General features: G+C 70.8%; 16 protein-coding genes. 5 read left to right on the plus strand and 11 right to left on the minus strand.

Annotated elements, in window-relative coordinates; translation table 11 throughout:
• The first annotated feature begins 82 nt into the window (after positions 1 to 82).
• Entirely contained in the window at positions 83 to 1,450 is a 1,368-nt protein-coding gene (locus tag O7626_RS17950; protein ID WP_278062306.1) for a hypothetical protein, read from the plus strand.
• Positions 1,451 to 1,500: 50 nt separating this feature from the next.
• A complete protein-coding gene (locus O7626_RS17955; protein ID WP_278062307.1) occupies positions 1,501 to 2,052 on the plus strand; it encodes a DUF5872 domain-containing protein in 552 nt (183 codons plus the stop codon).
• A gap of 84 nt (positions 2,053 to 2,136) precedes the next feature.
• Here O7626_RS17955 and O7626_RS17960 read toward each other — a convergent pair whose 3' ends face one another.
• Complete coding sequence (locus O7626_RS17960) at positions 2,137 to 3,363, minus strand: helix-turn-helix domain-containing protein (RefSeq protein ID WP_278062308.1); 1,227 nt, start codon at positions 3,361 to 3,363, stop codon at positions 2,137 to 2,139.
• A 425-nt stretch (positions 3,364 to 3,788) separates the two neighbouring features.
• Here O7626_RS17960 and O7626_RS17965 point away from each other — a divergent pair, with 425 nt between their 5' ends.
• On the plus strand, positions 3,789 to 4,274 hold the full coding sequence (locus O7626_RS17965; protein ID WP_278062309.1) for a TrkA C-terminal domain-containing protein: 486 nt from the start codon (positions 3,789 to 3,791) through the stop codon (positions 4,272 to 4,274).
• Between the two features lies 1 nt (position 4,275).
• Here the strand turns inward: O7626_RS17965 and ygiD are convergent, their stop codons facing one another.
• Positions 4,276 to 5,157: a 4,5-DOPA dioxygenase extradiol gene (gene ygiD / locus O7626_RS17970; RefSeq protein WP_278062310.1), complete on the minus strand. Its 882-nt coding sequence runs from the start codon at positions 5,155 to 5,157 to the stop codon at positions 4,276 to 4,278.
• A 381-nt stretch (positions 5,158 to 5,538) separates the two neighbouring features.
• On the opposite strand from ygiD, the gene O7626_RS17975 reads away from it, so the two are divergent.
• Both O7626_RS17975 and O7626_RS17980 read left to right on the plus strand, forming a co-directional pair.
• Positions 5,539 to 6,339 (plus strand): rod shape-determining protein, encoded by an 801-nt coding sequence (locus O7626_RS17975; RefSeq protein WP_278062311.1) that lies wholly within the window; start codon positions 5,539 to 5,541, stop codon positions 6,337 to 6,339.
• Between the two features lie 133 nt (positions 6,340 to 6,472).
• On the plus strand, positions 6,473 to 6,793 hold the full coding sequence (locus O7626_RS17980) for a TraR/DksA C4-type zinc finger protein (protein WP_278062312.1): 321 nt from the start codon (positions 6,473 to 6,475) through the stop codon (positions 6,791 to 6,793).
• Between the two features lie 113 nt (positions 6,794 to 6,906).
• Here O7626_RS17980 and O7626_RS17985 read toward each other — a convergent pair whose 3' ends face one another.
• The 9 genes from O7626_RS17985 to O7626_RS18025 form a co-directional block, all read right to left on the minus strand.
• On the minus strand, positions 6,907 to 8,091 hold the full coding sequence (locus O7626_RS17985; protein ID WP_278062313.1) for a thiolase family protein: 1,185 nt from the start codon (positions 8,089 to 8,091) through the stop codon (positions 6,907 to 6,909).
• Positions 8,088 to 8,825 (minus strand): 3-oxoacyl-ACP reductase FabG, encoded by a 738-nt coding sequence (gene fabG / locus O7626_RS17990; protein ID WP_278062314.1) that lies wholly within the window; start codon positions 8,823 to 8,825, stop codon positions 8,088 to 8,090. The genes O7626_RS17985 and fabG overlap by 4 nt, the downstream gene beginning before the upstream one ends.
• A gap of 105 nt (positions 8,826 to 8,930) precedes the next feature.
• Positions 8,931 to 9,560: a TetR/AcrR family transcriptional regulator gene (locus tag O7626_RS17995; protein WP_278062315.1), complete on the minus strand. Its 630-nt coding sequence runs from the start codon at positions 9,558 to 9,560 to the stop codon at positions 8,931 to 8,933.
• A gap of 151 nt (positions 9,561 to 9,711) precedes the next feature.
• Positions 9,712 to 10,758, minus strand: coding sequence for a branched-chain amino acid ABC transporter permease (locus O7626_RS18000; RefSeq protein WP_278062316.1), 1,047 nt, complete (start codon positions 10,756 to 10,758; stop codon positions 9,712 to 9,714).
• Complete coding sequence (locus O7626_RS18005) at positions 10,755 to 11,627, minus strand: branched-chain amino acid ABC transporter permease (RefSeq protein ID WP_278062317.1); 873 nt, start codon at positions 11,625 to 11,627, stop codon at positions 10,755 to 10,757. Before O7626_RS18005 ends, O7626_RS18000 begins: the two co-directional genes overlap by 4 nt.
• Before the next feature lie 70 nt (positions 11,628 to 11,697).
• Positions 11,698 to 12,942 (minus strand): ABC transporter substrate-binding protein, encoded by a 1,245-nt coding sequence (locus O7626_RS18010; RefSeq protein ID WP_278062318.1) that lies wholly within the window; start codon positions 12,940 to 12,942, stop codon positions 11,698 to 11,700.
• Between the two features lie 51 nt (positions 12,943 to 12,993).
• Entirely contained in the window at positions 12,994 to 13,686 is a 693-nt protein-coding gene (locus tag O7626_RS18015; protein WP_278062319.1) for an ABC transporter ATP-binding protein, read from the minus strand.
• Entirely contained in the window at positions 13,679 to 14,476 is a 798-nt protein-coding gene (locus O7626_RS18020; protein WP_278062321.1) for an ABC transporter ATP-binding protein, read from the minus strand. Before O7626_RS18020 ends, O7626_RS18015 begins: the two co-directional genes overlap by 8 nt.
• Positions 14,473 to 16,134 carry a tannase/feruloyl esterase family alpha/beta hydrolase gene (locus O7626_RS18025; protein ID WP_278062322.1) on the minus strand — a complete coding sequence of 554 codons (1,662 nt, stop codon included), beginning with the start codon at positions 16,132 to 16,134 and terminating at the stop codon, positions 14,473 to 14,475. Before O7626_RS18025 ends, O7626_RS18020 begins: the two co-directional genes overlap by 4 nt.
• Positions 16,135 to 16,136: the final 2 nt, after the last annotated feature.

Genomic DNA, 16,136 nt, shown 5'->3' on the forward strand with positions numbered 1-16,136 from the left:
TTGTCCATAGCAGCGCTGTTGCCCATCCTGTGCCGGTGACCAGGGGTACTCGGCGACGTCACCTGACGTGGCGGGAAGACGGATGAGTGCCGACGGAGGCAGCCGGCGCAGACGTTGGCCACCGGCGCTGCTGATCGGGGTACTTGTCGCCGCCCTGCTGATCGGCGTGGCGGCTGTGCTGATCGCCCGCGCCGTACCGGACTACCGGACCGCGTTCCTGGTGGACGCGTCGTCGCCCAGGGACGGGACGGACTTCACCGCCACCGTCGACGCCGTGCGTGCGGCGGCGCAGAACTCGGGCGACCGCGACTCGCTCTCGCTGCGCCGCTTCGGCGGCGAGTGCGACGACAGCAACAGCACCTCGGCCGTCGTGGACGCCGGCATCGGGCACGCTCAGCAGGTCAGCAGCGCGGCGCGCGGGTTGACCGCAGCCGGCAAACCCACCCTGCACCGGGGCCTTGCCGCCGCCGTCGAGGACTTCGCCGGCCGCTACCCCTTCCGGGCCAGCAAGCGGAACCGGATCGTCGTCGTGACCACCCACGGCGCCGACGCCTGCGACAAGGACCGGGACGCCCTTCGGCAGCAGGTTCGGGACCGGGCCGAGGAACTCGGCGTGCGGCTCGACTTCCGCTTCGTCGGCTACAAGCTGCCGCCGGGCGAACAGCAACAGCTGGCCGAGGTGGCCAGCACGGTGGCCGCGGAGCGACCCCGGTTCGTCAGCACGCCGAAGGAGTTGGACTCCACCCTGGTCGAACTCACCATCCCCGAGAACACGGACGTCGAGACGATCCGGACCGGCTCGCCCGGCCCTGCCCCGCCGGCCGACACTCCCGCACCGGTCCACACCGTACGGCTCGCCGCGCAGAGACTGACCCTGTCGGTCCCGCTCGAATGGAAGGCGTACGTCGAGAAGCCGCAGGATCTCTCCTGGCTGACCGACTCGAAGGGGAAGACGATCGGCCGCGAACGTGGCCGGGGCGGATCAGACAAGATCAGAACGCCCGGGGAGTGCCGGGACAAGGAGCGTGCCGACAATCCCAGGGACTTTTGGTGTCCAGGGATCGAATTACGCTACGGCGTGCTGAGCATGGCCGTGAATGCCGAGCAGTTCGGCGTGCGCCCGCTGAGGCTCGACGACAGTCTCGCCGGAAACCACGGGCAGGGACTGTGTCCGGAGAATCCGAACCTCGCCGCCGTGGGAGTCGGTCGTGGGGCAACCCTGCTGGCGGGTGGCACGAAACCTGTCGGCGACCGCACAGCCGAGTATCGGGAGTGGCGGGTCCCCTGTTTCAAATACGATCCCCAACATGGCCCCAAGGAACTCCGAGGTCCGGCGGGGGTGTCGTACGTGGAGCGGTACTGGTATCTCCGGAAGGAGCAGGTGCTGATCGTGGACAACTGGCAGACACCTGACCTGGACCGGATCCTGGAGCAGGCCACCTGGAAGTAAACGTTCCCGGCGCGGGGCATGAGCCAGTTGCGGCCGGGTAGACGCCGGGCATGGCGCGGTACACGAAGCCCGAGCTCAGGGAGCAGATCAAGGCGGAGATCCAGGCTTCCGACAAGGGCGGCAGACCGGGACAGTGGTCGGCACGCAAGTCGCAGCTGCTCACCCAGGAGTACAAACGACGCGGCGGGGGCTTCCTGGGCCCGAAGGACGAGCGGCAGAAGTCGTTGCAGCGGTGGGGTGCCGAGGACTGGCAGACCAAGAAGGGGGACACCCGGGCACGCGGCAGGGGTGAAACAGGTCGCTACCTGCCCAAGCGCGCCTGGGAGCAGCTCTCCGAGAAGCAGCGGCGCGAGACCGACGCGAAGAAGCGCAAGGAGTCGAAGACCGGCAGGCAGTTCGTCGGCAACACCGAACCGGCCAAACGGGCCCGGAAGACCGCCTCGGCGACCGGTCAGATCGCGGAGTTGCCGGTCACCGAGGCGACCAAGCTGGTGCGTACGCTCGACACCGGCCAGTTGCGGACGGCGCTGCAACGTGAACGGGCGGGCAAGGCCCGCAAGACGCTCATCCAGCGGATGCAGTCGGAACTGGAGCGACGCTGACCCGGGCGCTCTCCCTGGGCTGCCCGCCCGGTCCGGCGGCGAGGTGCCGGGACCGGAACCCCTTGCCGACCCCAGGAAGCCGGGCTAGCCGACGCTCGGCAGCGGTTCGGCGGGCCAGTTCAGCGCCTTCGCGCCCAGTACGGCGGTCTGCAGGGTGAACCGGTGCGCGGGGTCGGACGGGTCGTAGCCGGTCAGTTTCCTGATCCGGTCGAGCCGGTAGGTGACGGTCCGCACCGACACGTGCAGGTGCTTGGCCGACTCGGTCGCCACCCCGCCGGTGCCGAAGTACGCCTGGAGGGTGGCCAGCAGTGGCTCGGCGCCGCCGCGGGCGCGGGCGAGCGGGGTGAGCACGGCGGAGACCAGATCGACGATGGCCGGCTGGTCCCGGAGCAGTACGCGGTAGACCAGCAGGTCGTGTGCGTTGACGACCCGCTGGTCCACGTGCAGGCGCCCGGCCATGGTGAGCGCCTCCCGGGCCTCCTCGTAGGAGCGGGCGATGCCGTACAGCCCGGGATGTGCGCGGCCGACCGCGATCCGCCAGGGCCGCCCCTGACGGAGACGGTCGAGCACCTCGTGCATCAACTGGCCCAGGTCGTGCTGTCGACCGTCGTTGCGGGCGGTACGGCCGGCCGCGCCCGGTTCGGCGGGCGCGATGACGACCAGCAGCCCGTCCTTGGTGGCGACCAGCACGTCACGGTCGCCGAGCCGGTCGAAGATGACCGCTTCCAGTGCGCTGATCGCGGCGTCGGTGTCGGGCAGTCGCCGGACGGGCGCCGCCAGCGCCACCTGGTGGACCCGGGCCAGGTCGAGCCCGAACGGCTCGGCCCGCTCGACCAGCGAGGCCAGGTCGGAGTCGCCGCGCAGCAGGTCGTCGATGAGTTCCCGGCGCAGCGTCTCCTCGCGGCGGACCAGTTCACGCCGAGCCTCGGCATAGCCTTCGGCGAGGGTGGCGACCGCGTCGTCGACGACGTGCAGCACCGCGGCGGCGGCCGCGCGGACCGCTTCCGGGTCGCGGGACCGGACCACCATGGGCAGGTCCTGCCACAGCCGCCGGGCTGCCGACAGGTAGAGCTGGACCACCCGGCCGGCGGAGATCCCCCGCTCGGCGGCCTGGCGGCCGAGCCGGCCGACCGCCTCCAACTCGGCCCTCCTGGGCCGGCGTCCGGAGACCGCCGCATCGGCCAGCATCGGCAGATAGTCACCGAGCAACTGCACCGGTACGTTGCCGGCGTCCCGGGCCGCGGCCTCGGCCACCTCGTCCAGCCAGGTCTCCCGCGGAGCAGCACGCCGGTTACGGTTGGTCGCGGCCACGCTCCGCTCACCTCCCGCTCGGGGATCGTCGCACCGGCCGTCGGTGACCCGCCGGCAGCGGCGGGGCCGACCTCGGGGCATCGGGCGGCCCGATACCGGCCGCGACGGCGTCGCTTTGCCGACTCTCGGCAGTTTAACCCCGACGATGTCTGCGCGCCGCGCCACTGTTCGGTCCGGCACCGGCGGGCGAACATGGAGCGTGGCACCGGGACCGGGACCAGGACCAGGGCGCCGGGAAGCGCGCGATACCCGGCCAGGTGGCAGCCGGCCGTTTCGCCGCTCGGGCACACCCGACAGCTCCCGGTCCGGGAGTTCGGTTGCCGACGTCCGGCAACTGAGCACCGATGGCGAGGGCACCGACACCCCGACGACCACGACGTCCGACCCGGCCAGGGTCGTCGCATCCGATCCGAGGAGGAACACCCATGATCATGGAACGCACCGGTCTGCCCGGCCTGGGGATCTCCCATCAGTTGACCACCCGGGAGGGCAACCGGCTGGGGGTCGTGTCGCACCTCGACGGTCGGCACGTCCTGGTGCTCTACGACCGGACCGAGCCGGAGCAGGCGGTCGGCACCGTGACGTTGCGACCGGACGATGCCCGTACGGTGGCTGACGTCCTGCACGCCACGGTCACCGTGGACCACGTCGCCGACCTGGTCGAACCGGCGGACGGGGTGCGGGCGGCACGCATCCGCATCCGGGCCGGATCGGCGTACGCGGACCGCCCGCTCGGGGACACCCGGGCGCGGAGCCGCACCGGGGCCTCGATCGTCTCGGTGCTGCGCGGTGCGGAGGTCAACGCCGCACCGGGTCCCAACTTCGTGTTCCGGGCCGCAGACGTGGTCGTGGCCGTCGGGCACGAGGACGGGTTGCTCAGGTTGCGGGACCTGCTGGCCGCCGCGGGCTGAACTAGATGTTGGACCCGTCGGGCGGCAGGTCGGCCGGCGGTCGCGGTGCGCCGCTGCCGGCCGGGGTGGTCGGGCAGCTGAGGCCGAGCGTGTACGCCGTCATGGAGAGCGACCCGTAGGCGTAGCCGTCGACCAGGATCTCGGTATCCGTCGCCTCGGTGGCTCCGGCCAGGCCGGCGAGGTACAGCGCGGGGATGAAGTGGTCCGGCGTGGGTACGGCACGGCCGTAGTCGGGGTGGGCGTCGAGGGTGGCGAACTCGGTCGGGTCGGTGAGCATCCGGGCCCTGGCGTCCTCGTCGAAGCGCCGGGCCCAGTCGTAGCCCTCGTCGGCGAGCTTCCAATCCATCCCGCGCAGGTTGTGCACCACGTTGCCGCTGGCGACGATGAGTACCCCCCGGTTGCGCAGCGGGGCCAGCTTCGCGCCCAGTTCGAGGTGGTAGTCGAGGGGCTTGTCGGCGTTGATGCTGAGCTGGACCACCGGGATGGAGGCGTCCGGGAAGGCGTGCACCAGTACGGACCAGGTGCCGTGGTCGATGCCCCAGCTGTCGACGTCCGCACCCACCCAGGTCGGATGGACGACGTCGCTGACCTCCGCGGCCATCTCGGGCAGCCCCGGCGCGGGGTACTGCACCTCGAACAGTTCCGGCGGGAAGCCGTAGAAGTCGTGGATCGTCCGCGGCCTCGGCATGGCGGTGACGGCGGTGGCGTTGATGTACCAGTGGGCGCTGACCACCAGGATCGCGCGCGGTCGCGGCACCGTCGCACCGAAGGATCTCCACGCCGAGGTGTAGCGGTTGACCTCCAGGGCGTTCATCGGGTTGCCGTGGCCGAAGAAGGCGGCCGGCATCGGGACGCCGGTGGCGTGGACGGCTTCTGAGGTCACGATCGTGGCCTTCCTCGATGCGGCTACCGGCGGAACGTGGATGCCAGTTTCCGATCATTATGCCTGCGCCCGGAGGACCGGCACGGTCGTACGGGGCACCCCGGTTCGGGCAGCCGGACCTGCCTTGCCGGCCGTCGGCAACGAGAGGGCGAGGACGTTACCGACGGCGTACCGTGCCGCGACCGCGGGCGCGGCGGATGCTCGAGGTTCTATCCGGTTGCGTACCCGCGAGATCGTCCGCTAGCAGCAACGCCATGGCGGACCTGCCGACGCTCGGCAGGCGATCGGGGCTACCTGCATACCCTCCGGTCGGTTCCCACGACCGGTCCGTACTCGATGGGAAGGGGCTTGACGTTGAGCAACGTCGATCAGCACGGTATCGTGGAATCGGCGTCAGCCACGGTCGCCTTCCTTAGCGACCGTTCGGCCGCCGAGACCAGTGGCACGGAGCCGACCGCCGTCGGGATCGACCTCGGCAGTGCCTACATCCGGGTCTGGGCCTCCGGGCGCCCGCTGGTCCAGCTGCCCAGTCTCGACGACAGCCTGAGCAACCCCAGACCTCTGGTACGGTGCGGCCGCATCGTCGACGAACGTGGCCTGCGGACGCTGCTGGCCCGGATACTCTCCCACTACCGACACCCGCTACCCGCCGGAGCGGTGCTGGTCGCCTGCCGGCCGGTCCGGAGTACGCCGGACGACGAACGAGCGCTGCGCGACCTGCTCGGCACGGTGTTCGCACCGTCCCGGTTGCTGGTGACCCCGACCATTCGGGCCGCCGCGATCGGCGCCGGCGCCGCACCCGGACCGCTGCTCGTCGCGGACGTCGGGGCGCAGCTCGTCGAGGTCGCGCTGCTGGCCGACGGTGGCCTGGTCGCGGCCCGCCAGGCCAACGTCGGGATCCGGGACCTCGTCGGCCCGACCGCCGTGGACGTGGTCGTGCACACCGTCACCGAACTCGTCCAGGACCTACGTCGCGAAGGACGGGCGCGGGACGCCGAGCGGGCCGCCCTGCACCGCGGCCTGCTCCTGGTCGGCGGCGGCGCCGACGCGCCGGAACTGGCCGCCCGGACCACCGGCGTACTACGGCTGCCGGTCCGGTCGGCCAGGCGCCCGCGCGTCGCCGCCGTGCACGGCGCCGGCCTCTCCGCTCTCGCGGCGATCCGCCGCCGGGGTCGGCAGTGACCCGCCCGGGTCGGCGCTGACCCGCCGCATCGGCACCTACCGCCCGCGTCGGCACCTACCGGTCCCGGACGATCCGGGCGCGCAACGCCCGAGCGGCCTCACCAGCCTTGGTAACCAGAAAGGGAGTATCCGGATGACCACCGTCGACAGCAGCCGGCTGCGAAACCTCCGGCACGTACTACAGGAACAGCTCGACCAGCAGACCGCGGAGTTGGCCAGGCTCAGGGCGCACCGTACGAGTCCGGAGCAGATCGGCCTGGATCCGCAGACCGTCACCGCGCTCATCAGCACCACCCAGCGGGCCGTGGCCGACAACACCGAAGCGCTGAGGCGGGTGACCGACGGCACCTACGGCACCTGCGAGAAGTGCCAGCAGGACATCCCGACCGAGCGGCTGGAGATCCTCCCGCACGCCCCCTACTGCATGCCGTGCCAGCAGGCCCGCAACGGCTGACCGGAAGCCGGTCCACGTCGCCGACGACGATCGGACCAGCTCCCCTACCCAGTTCGACGGGCGGTCGGGCCCGCTGCTCCCTGTCCCGCTCGGCGATGGTCGGGCCGCCGCCGTCACACCCGCCGGAAGAGGGCGGCGAGGGCCTGGCCACCGCCGATGCACATGGTGACGACACCGAGTTCCAGGTCGTTGCGCACCAGGTGCTTGGCCAGCCGGAGGGCGAGGATAGCGCCGGTCGCGCCGACCGGGTGGCCGAGCGCGATGGCGCCGCCGTAGGGGTTGACCTTGTCCGGGTCGAGTTCGGCGTCGCGGATCACGGCCACCGCCTGGGCGGCGAACGCCTCGTTGCACTCGACGGCGTCGATGTCGTCGGGCGTGGTGCCGGTCCGCTCGAAGAGTTTGCGGAGCGCGGCCACGGGGGCGTAGCCCATGATGTCCGGATCCAACGCGGCGGTGCTGACCGCCTCGACGGCCACCAGGGGCGTCAGCCCGCGTTCGGCCGCGGCGGAGCCGGTGGCGAGCACGACCGCCGCGGCACCGTCGTTGATCCCGGCGGCGTTGCCGGCGGTGACCGTCCCACCTGCCTTGAAGGCCGGACGGAGCTGGGCGAGCGCTTCCACCGTCGTGTCGGGTCTCGGGTGCTCGTCGACCGTCACCTCGACGCCGCGGCGCCCGCCCGTGCTGACCGGCACGATCTCCTCGGCGAACGCCGCCCGGGCCGTCGGGGTCGCGGCACGGCGCTGCGACTCGGCGGCGAACTCGTCCTGCTCCGCCCGGGAGACCCGGTAGCGTTCGGCGACGTTCTCCGCCGTCACGCCCATGTGGATGCCGTGGAAGGGGTCGGTGAGCATGAGTACGGTGCCGTCGACCAGGGCGCGGTCGCCCAGTCGATAGCCGGACCGTGCCTCGAAGTCGTAGAACGGCATCCTGGTCATGGACTCGTTCCCGCCGGCGACCGTGCAGCCGATGCCGTTCCAGCGCATCTCCATGGCCGCCGACCAGATCGCCTGGAGTCCGGACCCGCACAGCCGGTTGACGGTGTAGGCGGGGGTGCGGGCGGGAAGTCCGGCGGCGATGGCCACCCGGCGGGCGTTGTAGGCGTCGGCCCCGACCTGGCCGATACAGCCCATCACGACCTCCTCGACGGCGTCGGCCGGCACCGCCGAACGCGCCAGCGCCGCCCCGGTGGCGACGGCACCCAATTCGTGCGCGGGCGTGTCCCTGAACACCCCGCCGTACCTGCCCACCGGCGTACGGGCACCGTCGACGAGCAGGATCTGCTGGTCCGGGCTGGTCATATCGAAATACCTCCGTCCACGGGCAGGACGATCCCGGTGATGTATCCGGCCTCCTCGGAGGCGAGGAAAGCCGTGGCCGCGGCCATCTCGCTGGGTGCCGCGAACCGGCCGAGCGGGATGGCCGCGGCGAGTTCCTGCCGCTTCTCCTCGGGGATCGAGCCGATCATCCGGGTCTCGGCGTTGGGCGAGATGGCGTTGACGGTGACGCCGAACGCCGCCAGCTCCTTCGCCGCCGTCTTGGTGAAGCCGATGATCCCGGCCTTGGCGGCGCCGTAGTTCGCCTGCCCGATGTTGCCGCGCAGGCCGGTGTACGAGGTCACGTTTATGACCCGGCCGTACCGCTGCTCCCGGAACACCGGGACCGCGGCGCGGGTCAGCCGGAACGTCCCGCCCACGTGCACGTCCAGCACCTCTGCCCAGTCCTGGTCGGACAGCTTCCACAGTCGACGGTCCCGCAGGATGCCGGCGTTGTTGACCACGATGTCCAGCCGACCGGTCGCCGTGACCACCCGGTCCACCAGGGCCTCGACGGCTTCGGTGCTGGTGACGTCGCAGGCGACGCCGACGGCGGCCAACTCGTCCGCCGCCAGGGCGACCGCGTCGGCGTCGGCGTCGACCAGGAACACCGTCGCCCCGGACTCGTGAAAAAGGCGGGCGAACTCGAGTCCGAGCCCCCGGGCCGCTCCGGTCACGATCGCGGTTCTCCCCGCGAAGTCGAACGTCAGGTTCGGCAACTCCTGCTCCTCCTCACAGACCTGGGTGGTGACGGCCGACGATCACCTTCGCGATCTCGGCCGGCACCGCCCGAACCCTGGCTTCCGTGCCGCTGTCCGCCACGGCTAGCGCAGTTCCTCCGCCGCGTCCCGCAGCGAGGTCAGGACGCGGCGGGTCTGTGGCGTGTCCGGCAGCAACGCGAGGAGCAGCGGGGAGGTGGAGAAGGTCGACTGTCCGACCATGAGGCTGCGGACCCATTCCATCCCCGCCACCAGCTCGGCGACGGCGTCGGTGACACCGCCGCCGCGCACCCAGTTCCCGAGCGCGGACCGGTGGATCGCGTCGATGAGGGCCGCCAGGGCCGTCGCCTGGAAGGGCGGGGCGTCGGGTGGGAGATGGTCGCGCAGGAACGAACGGGTGAGCGCCACGTACCGCTCGTGCTCGATGACCTCCCGCTTGCGCAGTTCCGGGACGACGCGGGTGAGTTTGTACCGCCGCAGCACGAGTTCCGGCCGACCGAGGAAGTCGCGTAGGGATTCCTCGGTGGCCGCGATGACGGCCTCTACCGGGTCGGTGCCGGGAGCGGACTCGACGAGGCACCGCTCGACAAGTCCGAGCCGTTCGGTGTGGTCCGGGAACGCGAGTTCGTCCTTGCTTTCGAAGTGCCGGAAGACGGTACGCCGGGACACGCTCGACGCCTCCGCGACGGCCTCGACAGTGACATTCGCGTACCCCTCCTCCAGGAACAGGGCCATCGCCGTTTCCGAGATCCGGTACTTGGTCTCGAGTATTCTCCGCGAAGTCACCGACAGGTGCCCTTCCCTGATCTGCTGTGGCGCGAAGTGGTCTTCCCGCGCATCGTGGGGTTTGCCGAACTCTCCGACCCTGCGCCGCGGCTGCCGCGGCTCACCGCCGCGCCCGGTCGGAACCGGCCGGGTTGCGCCGCGACGACGTACGGCGCTGCTGCCGGGTCAGCCATTGATGACGCACGGTACCCCAGATTCCACGGCGGAACAGCAGCACCACGAGCACAAAGACCGCGCCGGTGACCAGGTCGATACCGTTGTAGCCGGACGAGGCGAGGTAGTCGGCGAGCAGTACCGCCAGGAACGCGCCGAGGATCCCTCCCCAGAGCGTGCCGATGCCGCCCAGCACCGTCATCAGCACGACTTCGCCGGAGGTGCTCCAGTGCAGTTCGGTAAGCGCGACGAACCCGTGGTTGATGGCGAACACCCCGCCGGCCAGCCCGGTGAGTCCGGCGGAGAGCACGAATGCGATGACCTTGTATTTCTCCACCTCGTAACCGAGTGCCCGGGCTCGCTGGGTGTTGTCGCGGATCGACACCAGGACCCGGCCGAACGGCGAGTGCACGATCCGCCAGGCCGCCCACATCCCGAGCAGCAGGACCGGCAGGGCCGCGTAATAGAAGTAGAACGAGTCGGTTTCCACCAACTCGATGCCGAAGAACGCCCGGGGTACGCCCTGGAGGCCGTTCTCGCCGCCGGTGAGGTCGCTCCACTGGTAGCCGATGAAGTAGACCATCTGCGCGAAGGCGAGGGTCACCATCGCGAAGTAGATTCCGGACCGGCGCACCGACAGATATCCGACGGGAAGGGCGAGGAGCATCGCGAACAGCGCGCCGCCGAGGACGGCCACCGGAAACGGCGCACCGTAGTGCGTCGCGATCAGCGCCGTCACGTACGCCGAGCTGCCCCAGAACGCCGCGTGCCCGAAGGACAGCAGGCCGGTGTAGCCGAGCAGGATGTCCAGGGCGATCGCGAACAGTGCCATCGCCGCGATGTCCGTCGCCACCGGCGGATAGACGAACCACGGCAGCGCCAGGGCCGCCACCAGGCCGGCGGCCAGCAGCACCCAGCGTCGCCGCGCACCGCCAGCCGGCTCGGCGGTCTGCTTCTCGGTCACCGGGGCCTCGGTGAGCGCGGACCCGGTCATGCCGTCGCCTCCTTGCGTCCGAACAACCCGGCGGGCCGGACCAGAATGACCAGGGCCATCAGGACGAAGATCAGGATCTGTGCGAAGGTCGGGGCGTAGGCCTGGCCGAACGCCTCCACCAGGCCCACCATGAAGCCCGCCACCACCGCGCCGACGATCGAGCCGAGCCCTCCGATCACCACGACCGCGAAGAGGATGATCGCGAAGTTGTTCCCCATGTCGGCCGTGATCGCCCGGAACGGCGCGGCGAGTACGCCGGCCAAACCGGCGAGCGCGACACCAAAGCCGAAGACCGGAGTGACCCAGCGGCCCACGTTGATCCCCAGGGCGCGGGCGAGTTCGGGTTTCTCGGTCGACGCCCGGACGATCATGCCGACCCTGGTCCGGGTCATCAGCAGCCAGACGAGCACACAGACCACCACCGAGAACAGCAGGACGAACAGCTGGTAGCGCGGCAGTACGACGCCGGCCAGGTCGACCCGCCCGGAGAGCGCGCCGGGAAGCTCGTACGGCAGCCCGGAGACGCCGTACCGCTGCTTGACCAGCTCGACCAGGACCAGCGTGAGGCCGAAGGTGAGCAGAAAGTTGTAGAGCGGGTCGAGCCGGAGCAGCCACTGCACGAGCAACCGCTCCACCGCGACGCCGAAGCCGAACATCAGCGCCGGCACCACCAGCAGCGACCACCACAGGGTGAGGTCGAGGGTGTCGAGCAGCACGGCCGTGGCGACCGCGCCGAGCATGTAGAACGCGCCGTGGGCGAAGTTCACCACGCCCAGGACACCGAAGATGATCGCCAGTCCCAGGGCGGCCAGCGCGTAGAAACTGCCGGCCGCCAGGCCCTGTACGGCGTACTGCAGCACTGCGTTCATGGATTCCTTTCCCGGTGCCGCGCCCTGGGCGCCGCGTGGCGCCCAGGGCCTGCGAAACCGGCTCAGCCGCTCACAGCGAGCAGGGGGACGCCTCGGCGGGAGGGAACGCCTTCGCCGCGGGGATGGTGGCCACGATCTCCTCGTAGTCCCACTCCTCCTGCACCGCCGACGGCTCCTTGACCCGGGCCAGGTAGGCGTCGTGCACGACGAGGTGGTCCTTGGCGCGGATCTCGCCGTTGCGCAGGAACACGTCGTTGAGCTTCCTGCCCTCGAGCTTGCCGACGACCGCGTCGGCGTCGTCGGTGCCGGCGGCCTGCACCGCCTCCAGGTACTGCAACGCCGCGGAGTAGTTGCCGGCGTGCTCGAAGGTCGGCCGGGTCCCGGTCTCGTCGCGGAACCGGTCCGCCCAGGCGCGCGCCTCGGCGTCCATGTTCCAGTACCAGGCGTCGGTGAACATCGTGCCGGCGAACTGTTCGACGCCGAGGGAGTGGATGTCGGTGATCAGCATCAGCCCGACGGCCAGTTCGATGCCCCGCTCCTTCAACCCCGACTCGTTGAACTGCTTGACCACGTTGATCAGGTCACCGCCGGCCTGCATGGTGCCGATCACGTCGGGGTTGGTGCTGCCGGCCCTGGTGAGGAAGGTCGCGAAGTTGTCGTTCGGGAACGGCGTCGGGATGGTGCCCTGCACGGTGCCACCAGCCCGCTTGATCGCCTCGGTGAAGGACTTCGTCATGTCCTGCCCGAACTGGTAGTCGGGGTAGATGATGTGCCAGTTCTTCCCGCCGTTCTCGGTGACTGTGGTGCCGGTGCCGTTGGCGAGCATGTAGGTGTTGTAGGCCCACTGGAAGGTGTACTTGTTGCACTGCGCGCCGGTCAGTTCGGTGGTCGCCGCGCTGACGTCGAGGAACAGCTTCTTGTGGCTCTTCGCCTGGTTGGCGACGGCCAGCGCCGCCGAGGAGGTCGGCACGTCGAGGATCACGTCGGCACCGCCGCGCTCGTACAGTTCCTTGGCCTTGGTGTTTGCGATGTCCGGCTTGTTCTGGTGGTCGGTCGAGGTCACCTCGATCTTGTCGACCACCGCCCCGTCGCCGTACTTCTTCTGGTAGTCGGCCACGGCCATCTTGACCGCCTTGACGGAGTTGGGCCCCGACGCGTCCTTGTAGACGCCGGACTGGTCGTTGAGCACCGCCAGTACCAGCTTGTCGTCGGTGAAGTCGCCACCCGACCCGCCGGGGCCGCCGCCACCGCAGGCACCCAGCAGCAGTACTCCGGTCATGGCCGCGGCACCGGCCCGTATCCCCTTGCTCTCCATGGTGGTTCTCCTCGTGTGGTGTCGGTGTGTCGCGTCGTCGGCTCGGGGCGGTCAGATGCCGAGGTGCTTGAGGAGTTCGCCCTCGCGCCGCCGGAACTCGGAGTTGTCCAGGGTCTCGACGATGCGGCCCTGGCTGAGCAGGTAGTGCCGGTCGGCCACGGTGGCGGCGAACTTGACGTTCTGCTCGATGAGCAGCACGCCGACGCCGGTGGCCTTGATCTGGCCGATGATCTCCCGGATCCGGGCCACGACCACCGGGGCCAGGCCCTCGGAGGGTTCGTCCATCAGCAGCAGCCGGGCACCGGTGCCGAGCGCCCGGGCGATCGCCAGCATCTGCTGCTCGCCACCCGAGAGCGTGGTTCCCGGCGCCTTGCGGCGCTCGGCGAGCACCGGGAACGCTTCGTAGACCTGCTCCAGCGTCCAGGCCCGGTCGGAGACCTTCGGCGGGAGCCGCAGGTTCTCCTCCACGCTGAGGCTCGCGTAGATGCCCCGGTCGTCCTGGACCCAGCCCATCCCGGCGCGGGCCCGCTGGTGGGCCGGCATCCGGGTGACGTCGCGGCCGAGGAAGGAGACGGTGCCGGTGACCTGCCGGTGCAGGCCGATGAGCGACCGCACCAGGGTGGTCTTGCCGGCGCCGTTGCGTCCGACGAGCGTGACGACCTCGCCCTCCCCCACCCGTACGTCCACCCCGTGCAGCGCCTGCGCCTCGCCGTACCACGCCTGTAGACCGGTGACCTCAAGCATGGTCGGCCTCGCCCAGGTAGGCGGTGATCACCCGTTCGTCCGCGCGGACCTCCTCGTAGCGGCCCTCCGCCAGGATCCTGCCCTGCTGGAGCACCGTCACCCGGTCGGCGAGGCTGCCGACCACGTGCATGTTGTGGTCCACGAGCACCACGGTGCGGCCGGCGGCGATCCGCCGGACCAGCTCGATGGTGCGGTCGACGTCCTCGATCCCCATCCCGGCGGTCGGCTCGTCGAGGAGCATCACCCGGGGGTCCAGGGCCAGCACGAGGGCCAGTTCCAGCGCCCGCTTCTGCCCGTAGGCGAGCAGTCCGACCGGTTTCTCCGCCAGCGGCGTCAGCCCCACCTGCCCGAGCAGGTCGTCCACCCGGCCGCGGTCGCGGCCGAGCAGCTTCGCCGAGCGCCAGAACCGGAAGCCCTGGTTGGTGAGCCCCTGTAGGGCCAGCTCGACGTGCTCGCGGCTGGTCAGGGTCTCGAAGAGGCTGGTGATCTGGAACGACCTGGCCACGCCGCGCCGGGCAACCTGCTCGGGCTGTTGGCCGGTGACGTCCTCGTCGAACAGCATGATCGTCCCGGAGGTCGGGGAGACGAAGCCCGTCAGCAGGTTGAACAGCGTGGTCTTGCCGGCACCGTTGGGGCCGACCAGCGCGTGCACGGTGTTCTCGCGGACAGACAGGTCAACCGAGTCGACCGCCCGGAATCCGCGGAACACCTTCGTCAGGGCCCGGGTGCGCAGCGCCACCCGACCGTCGGTCGGCGTGTCGCTGCCCGCCCGCTGGTCCGGGGCCGTCATCGCGTACACACGAAGCTCTGCGCGCTGTCGGGGTCGCCCGACCGGTACCTCGGCCAGCCCGGGTACTCGCAGAGCGGGCGGGTCCGGCCGTTCCTGCCGTCCACGGCCACCGGCTCGACCGGCGGCCGGCCCTGCTCGACCCAAGTTTCGAGTGCGGAGAGCGAGTCCCAGTTGGCGGCGAACGCGGGTGCGCCGACGTTGGCGTGATTCGCCCCCGGCACCAGGTAGTAGCGCATGAACTGCCGGGTCTGCCCGGGGCCGACGGTGCCGAGCACCCGCCGGTAGTAGTCGTTCGTCGACCAGTGCGAGACCAGTTCGTCGGCGGCGCCGTGCAGCAGCAACAGCTTCCCGCCGGAGCGCGCGAAGGGCCGCAGGTCCGGGTCGTTGCGGTCCTGGATCGTCGAGAGGTGACTGATCCGGGGCAGCCACTTCCCCGGCCGCCGAGGGTCGACGTCGAGGGAGTTGTGCCCGGGGTCCCTGGTCAGGAAGTACTTCACCCACTGGTCCCAGTACTGGACGCCGTAGCCGCTGGTCACCGGCATCGGGTTGGTCGGGGCCGAGGTGCCGAAGCCGAGTACCGGGGTCCGCATGTCGGCGCCCGAGAGAAGCGGGAAGCCCGGGTAGTACTTCTCGCCACTGGCGATCCGGTCCGGCCACCGCAACGGCGTGGCGGCGGCGACCACCGAGGCGATCTGCGGGTCGGAGAGGCAGTCCGGCCCGGTGTCGGCACCCCGGGGGCAGCGGAGCACCCGGGGGTCGAAGTGGCAGCCGTCGGGGTTCGACACGATCCCGTCCTCGACGCCGTCCCGTCCGTCACAGGCCGCCAGCACGCTCTCGTAGAGCAGGGTCTGCTTGGCGGGCCCGGGGAACGCGCCGGGCCGCGACATCACCTGCGCGATGTGGCCGAGGTGCAGTACTTCGGCGGTGTTGTTCCAGGCCGGGTAGGCGGAGATGACGCCGTCGAAGGCGTCCGGCCAGCGTTGCGCGACGACGAGCGCCTCGCGCCCGCCCGTCGAGCCACCGGCGAAGTACGACCGGGAAGGCCCGGCACCGTAGCCACGGCGGATGAGGTGCACGGCGGCGTCCCGGGTCTTCCGGAGCGCGTCGCCGGCGGCGAAGTTCCGAAGCGCCTCGTCGTGCATCGCGAACGACCCGTCCAGGGACCCGGCGGGGCCCGCCTGGTGGCCGGAGTCGCTGCCGAACGTCGCGTATCCGCGGGCCAGCGGCGCGGGCTGGTCGGGCCGGCCGAACGGCACGTTCTGGGCGAGGTTGGGGATCGTGCCGTTGAATCCGCCGCCGCCGAACATCATCGCGGCGCGGTTCCAGCCGACCGGCAGGCCGAGCTGCATCCTGATGTCCGGCGCGGCGGGGTCGACCGGGAAGAGCGCCGCCTGGACGTGGCAGTACTCGACGGTCTCGCCGCTGACGGTCTGGGTCACCAGGGCCGCCGACTCGACGCGCCCGCCGCGCGTCGGCAGGCTGATCGCCGACGCCGGGATCTGGCTGCCCGCCAACTCCGCGCATTTCGGCGTCGTGCCCGCACCGGCGCTGGCCGGTGCGGGGCCGAGGACCGCCGCCGCGCTCGCCAACGCGGTGGCCAGGGCCAGCCCGGCCCGGAGCGGCCGGGATCTTCCACGGACTCGCAGCACTTGGCTCATGT

It is taken from the genome of Micromonospora sp. WMMD1102 (genome assembly GCF_029626265.1).
Classification (GTDB): domain Bacteria; phylum Actinomycetota; class Actinomycetes; order Mycobacteriales; family Micromonosporaceae; genus Plantactinospora.

What these genes read in the sequence shown, in the direction of transcription:
- O7626_RS17950 (WP_278062306.1), top strand. Translation starts at nt 83, where the DNA reads ATGAGTGCCGACGGAGGCAGCCGGCGCAGACGTTGGCCACCGGCGCTG.
- O7626_RS17955 (WP_278062307.1), top strand. Translation starts at nt 1,501, where the DNA reads ATGGCGCGGTACACGAAGCCCGAGCTCAGGGAGCAGATCAAGGCGGAG.
- O7626_RS17965 (WP_278062309.1), top strand. Translation starts at nt 3,789, where the DNA reads ATGATCATGGAACGCACCGGTCTGCCCGGCCTGGGGATCTCCCATCAG.
- O7626_RS17980 (WP_278062312.1), top strand. Translation starts at nt 6,473, where the DNA reads ATGACCACCGTCGACAGCAGCCGGCTGCGAAACCTCCGGCACGTACTA.
- O7626_RS17985 (WP_278062313.1), bottom strand. Translation starts at nt 8,091, where the DNA reads ATGACCAGCCCGGACCAGCAGATCCTGCTCGTCGACGGTGCCCGTACG.
- O7626_RS17995 (WP_278062315.1), bottom strand. Translation starts at nt 9,560, where the DNA reads ATGGCCCTGTTCCTGGAGGAGGGGTACGCGAATGTCACTGTCGAGGCC.
- O7626_RS18000 (WP_278062316.1), bottom strand. Translation starts at nt 10,758, where the DNA reads ATGACCGGGTCCGCGCTCACCGAGGCCCCGGTGACCGAGAAGCAGACC.
- O7626_RS18005 (WP_278062317.1), bottom strand. Translation starts at nt 11,627, where the DNA reads ATGAACGCAGTGCTGCAGTACGCCGTACAGGGCCTGGCGGCCGGCAGT.
- O7626_RS18010 (WP_278062318.1), bottom strand. Translation starts at nt 12,942, where the DNA reads ATGGAGAGCAAGGGGATACGGGCCGGTGCCGCGGCCATGACCGGAGTA.
- O7626_RS18015 (WP_278062319.1), bottom strand. Translation starts at nt 13,686, where the DNA reads ATGCTTGAGGTCACCGGTCTACAGGCGTGGTACGGCGAGGCGCAGGCG.
- O7626_RS18020 (WP_278062321.1), bottom strand. Translation starts at nt 14,476, where the DNA reads ATGACGGCCCCGGACCAGCGGGCGGGCAGCGACACGCCGACCGACGGT.
- O7626_RS18025 (WP_278062322.1), bottom strand. Translation starts at nt 16,134, where the DNA reads ATGAGCCAAGTGCTGCGAGTCCGTGGAAGATCCCGGCCGCTCCGGGCC.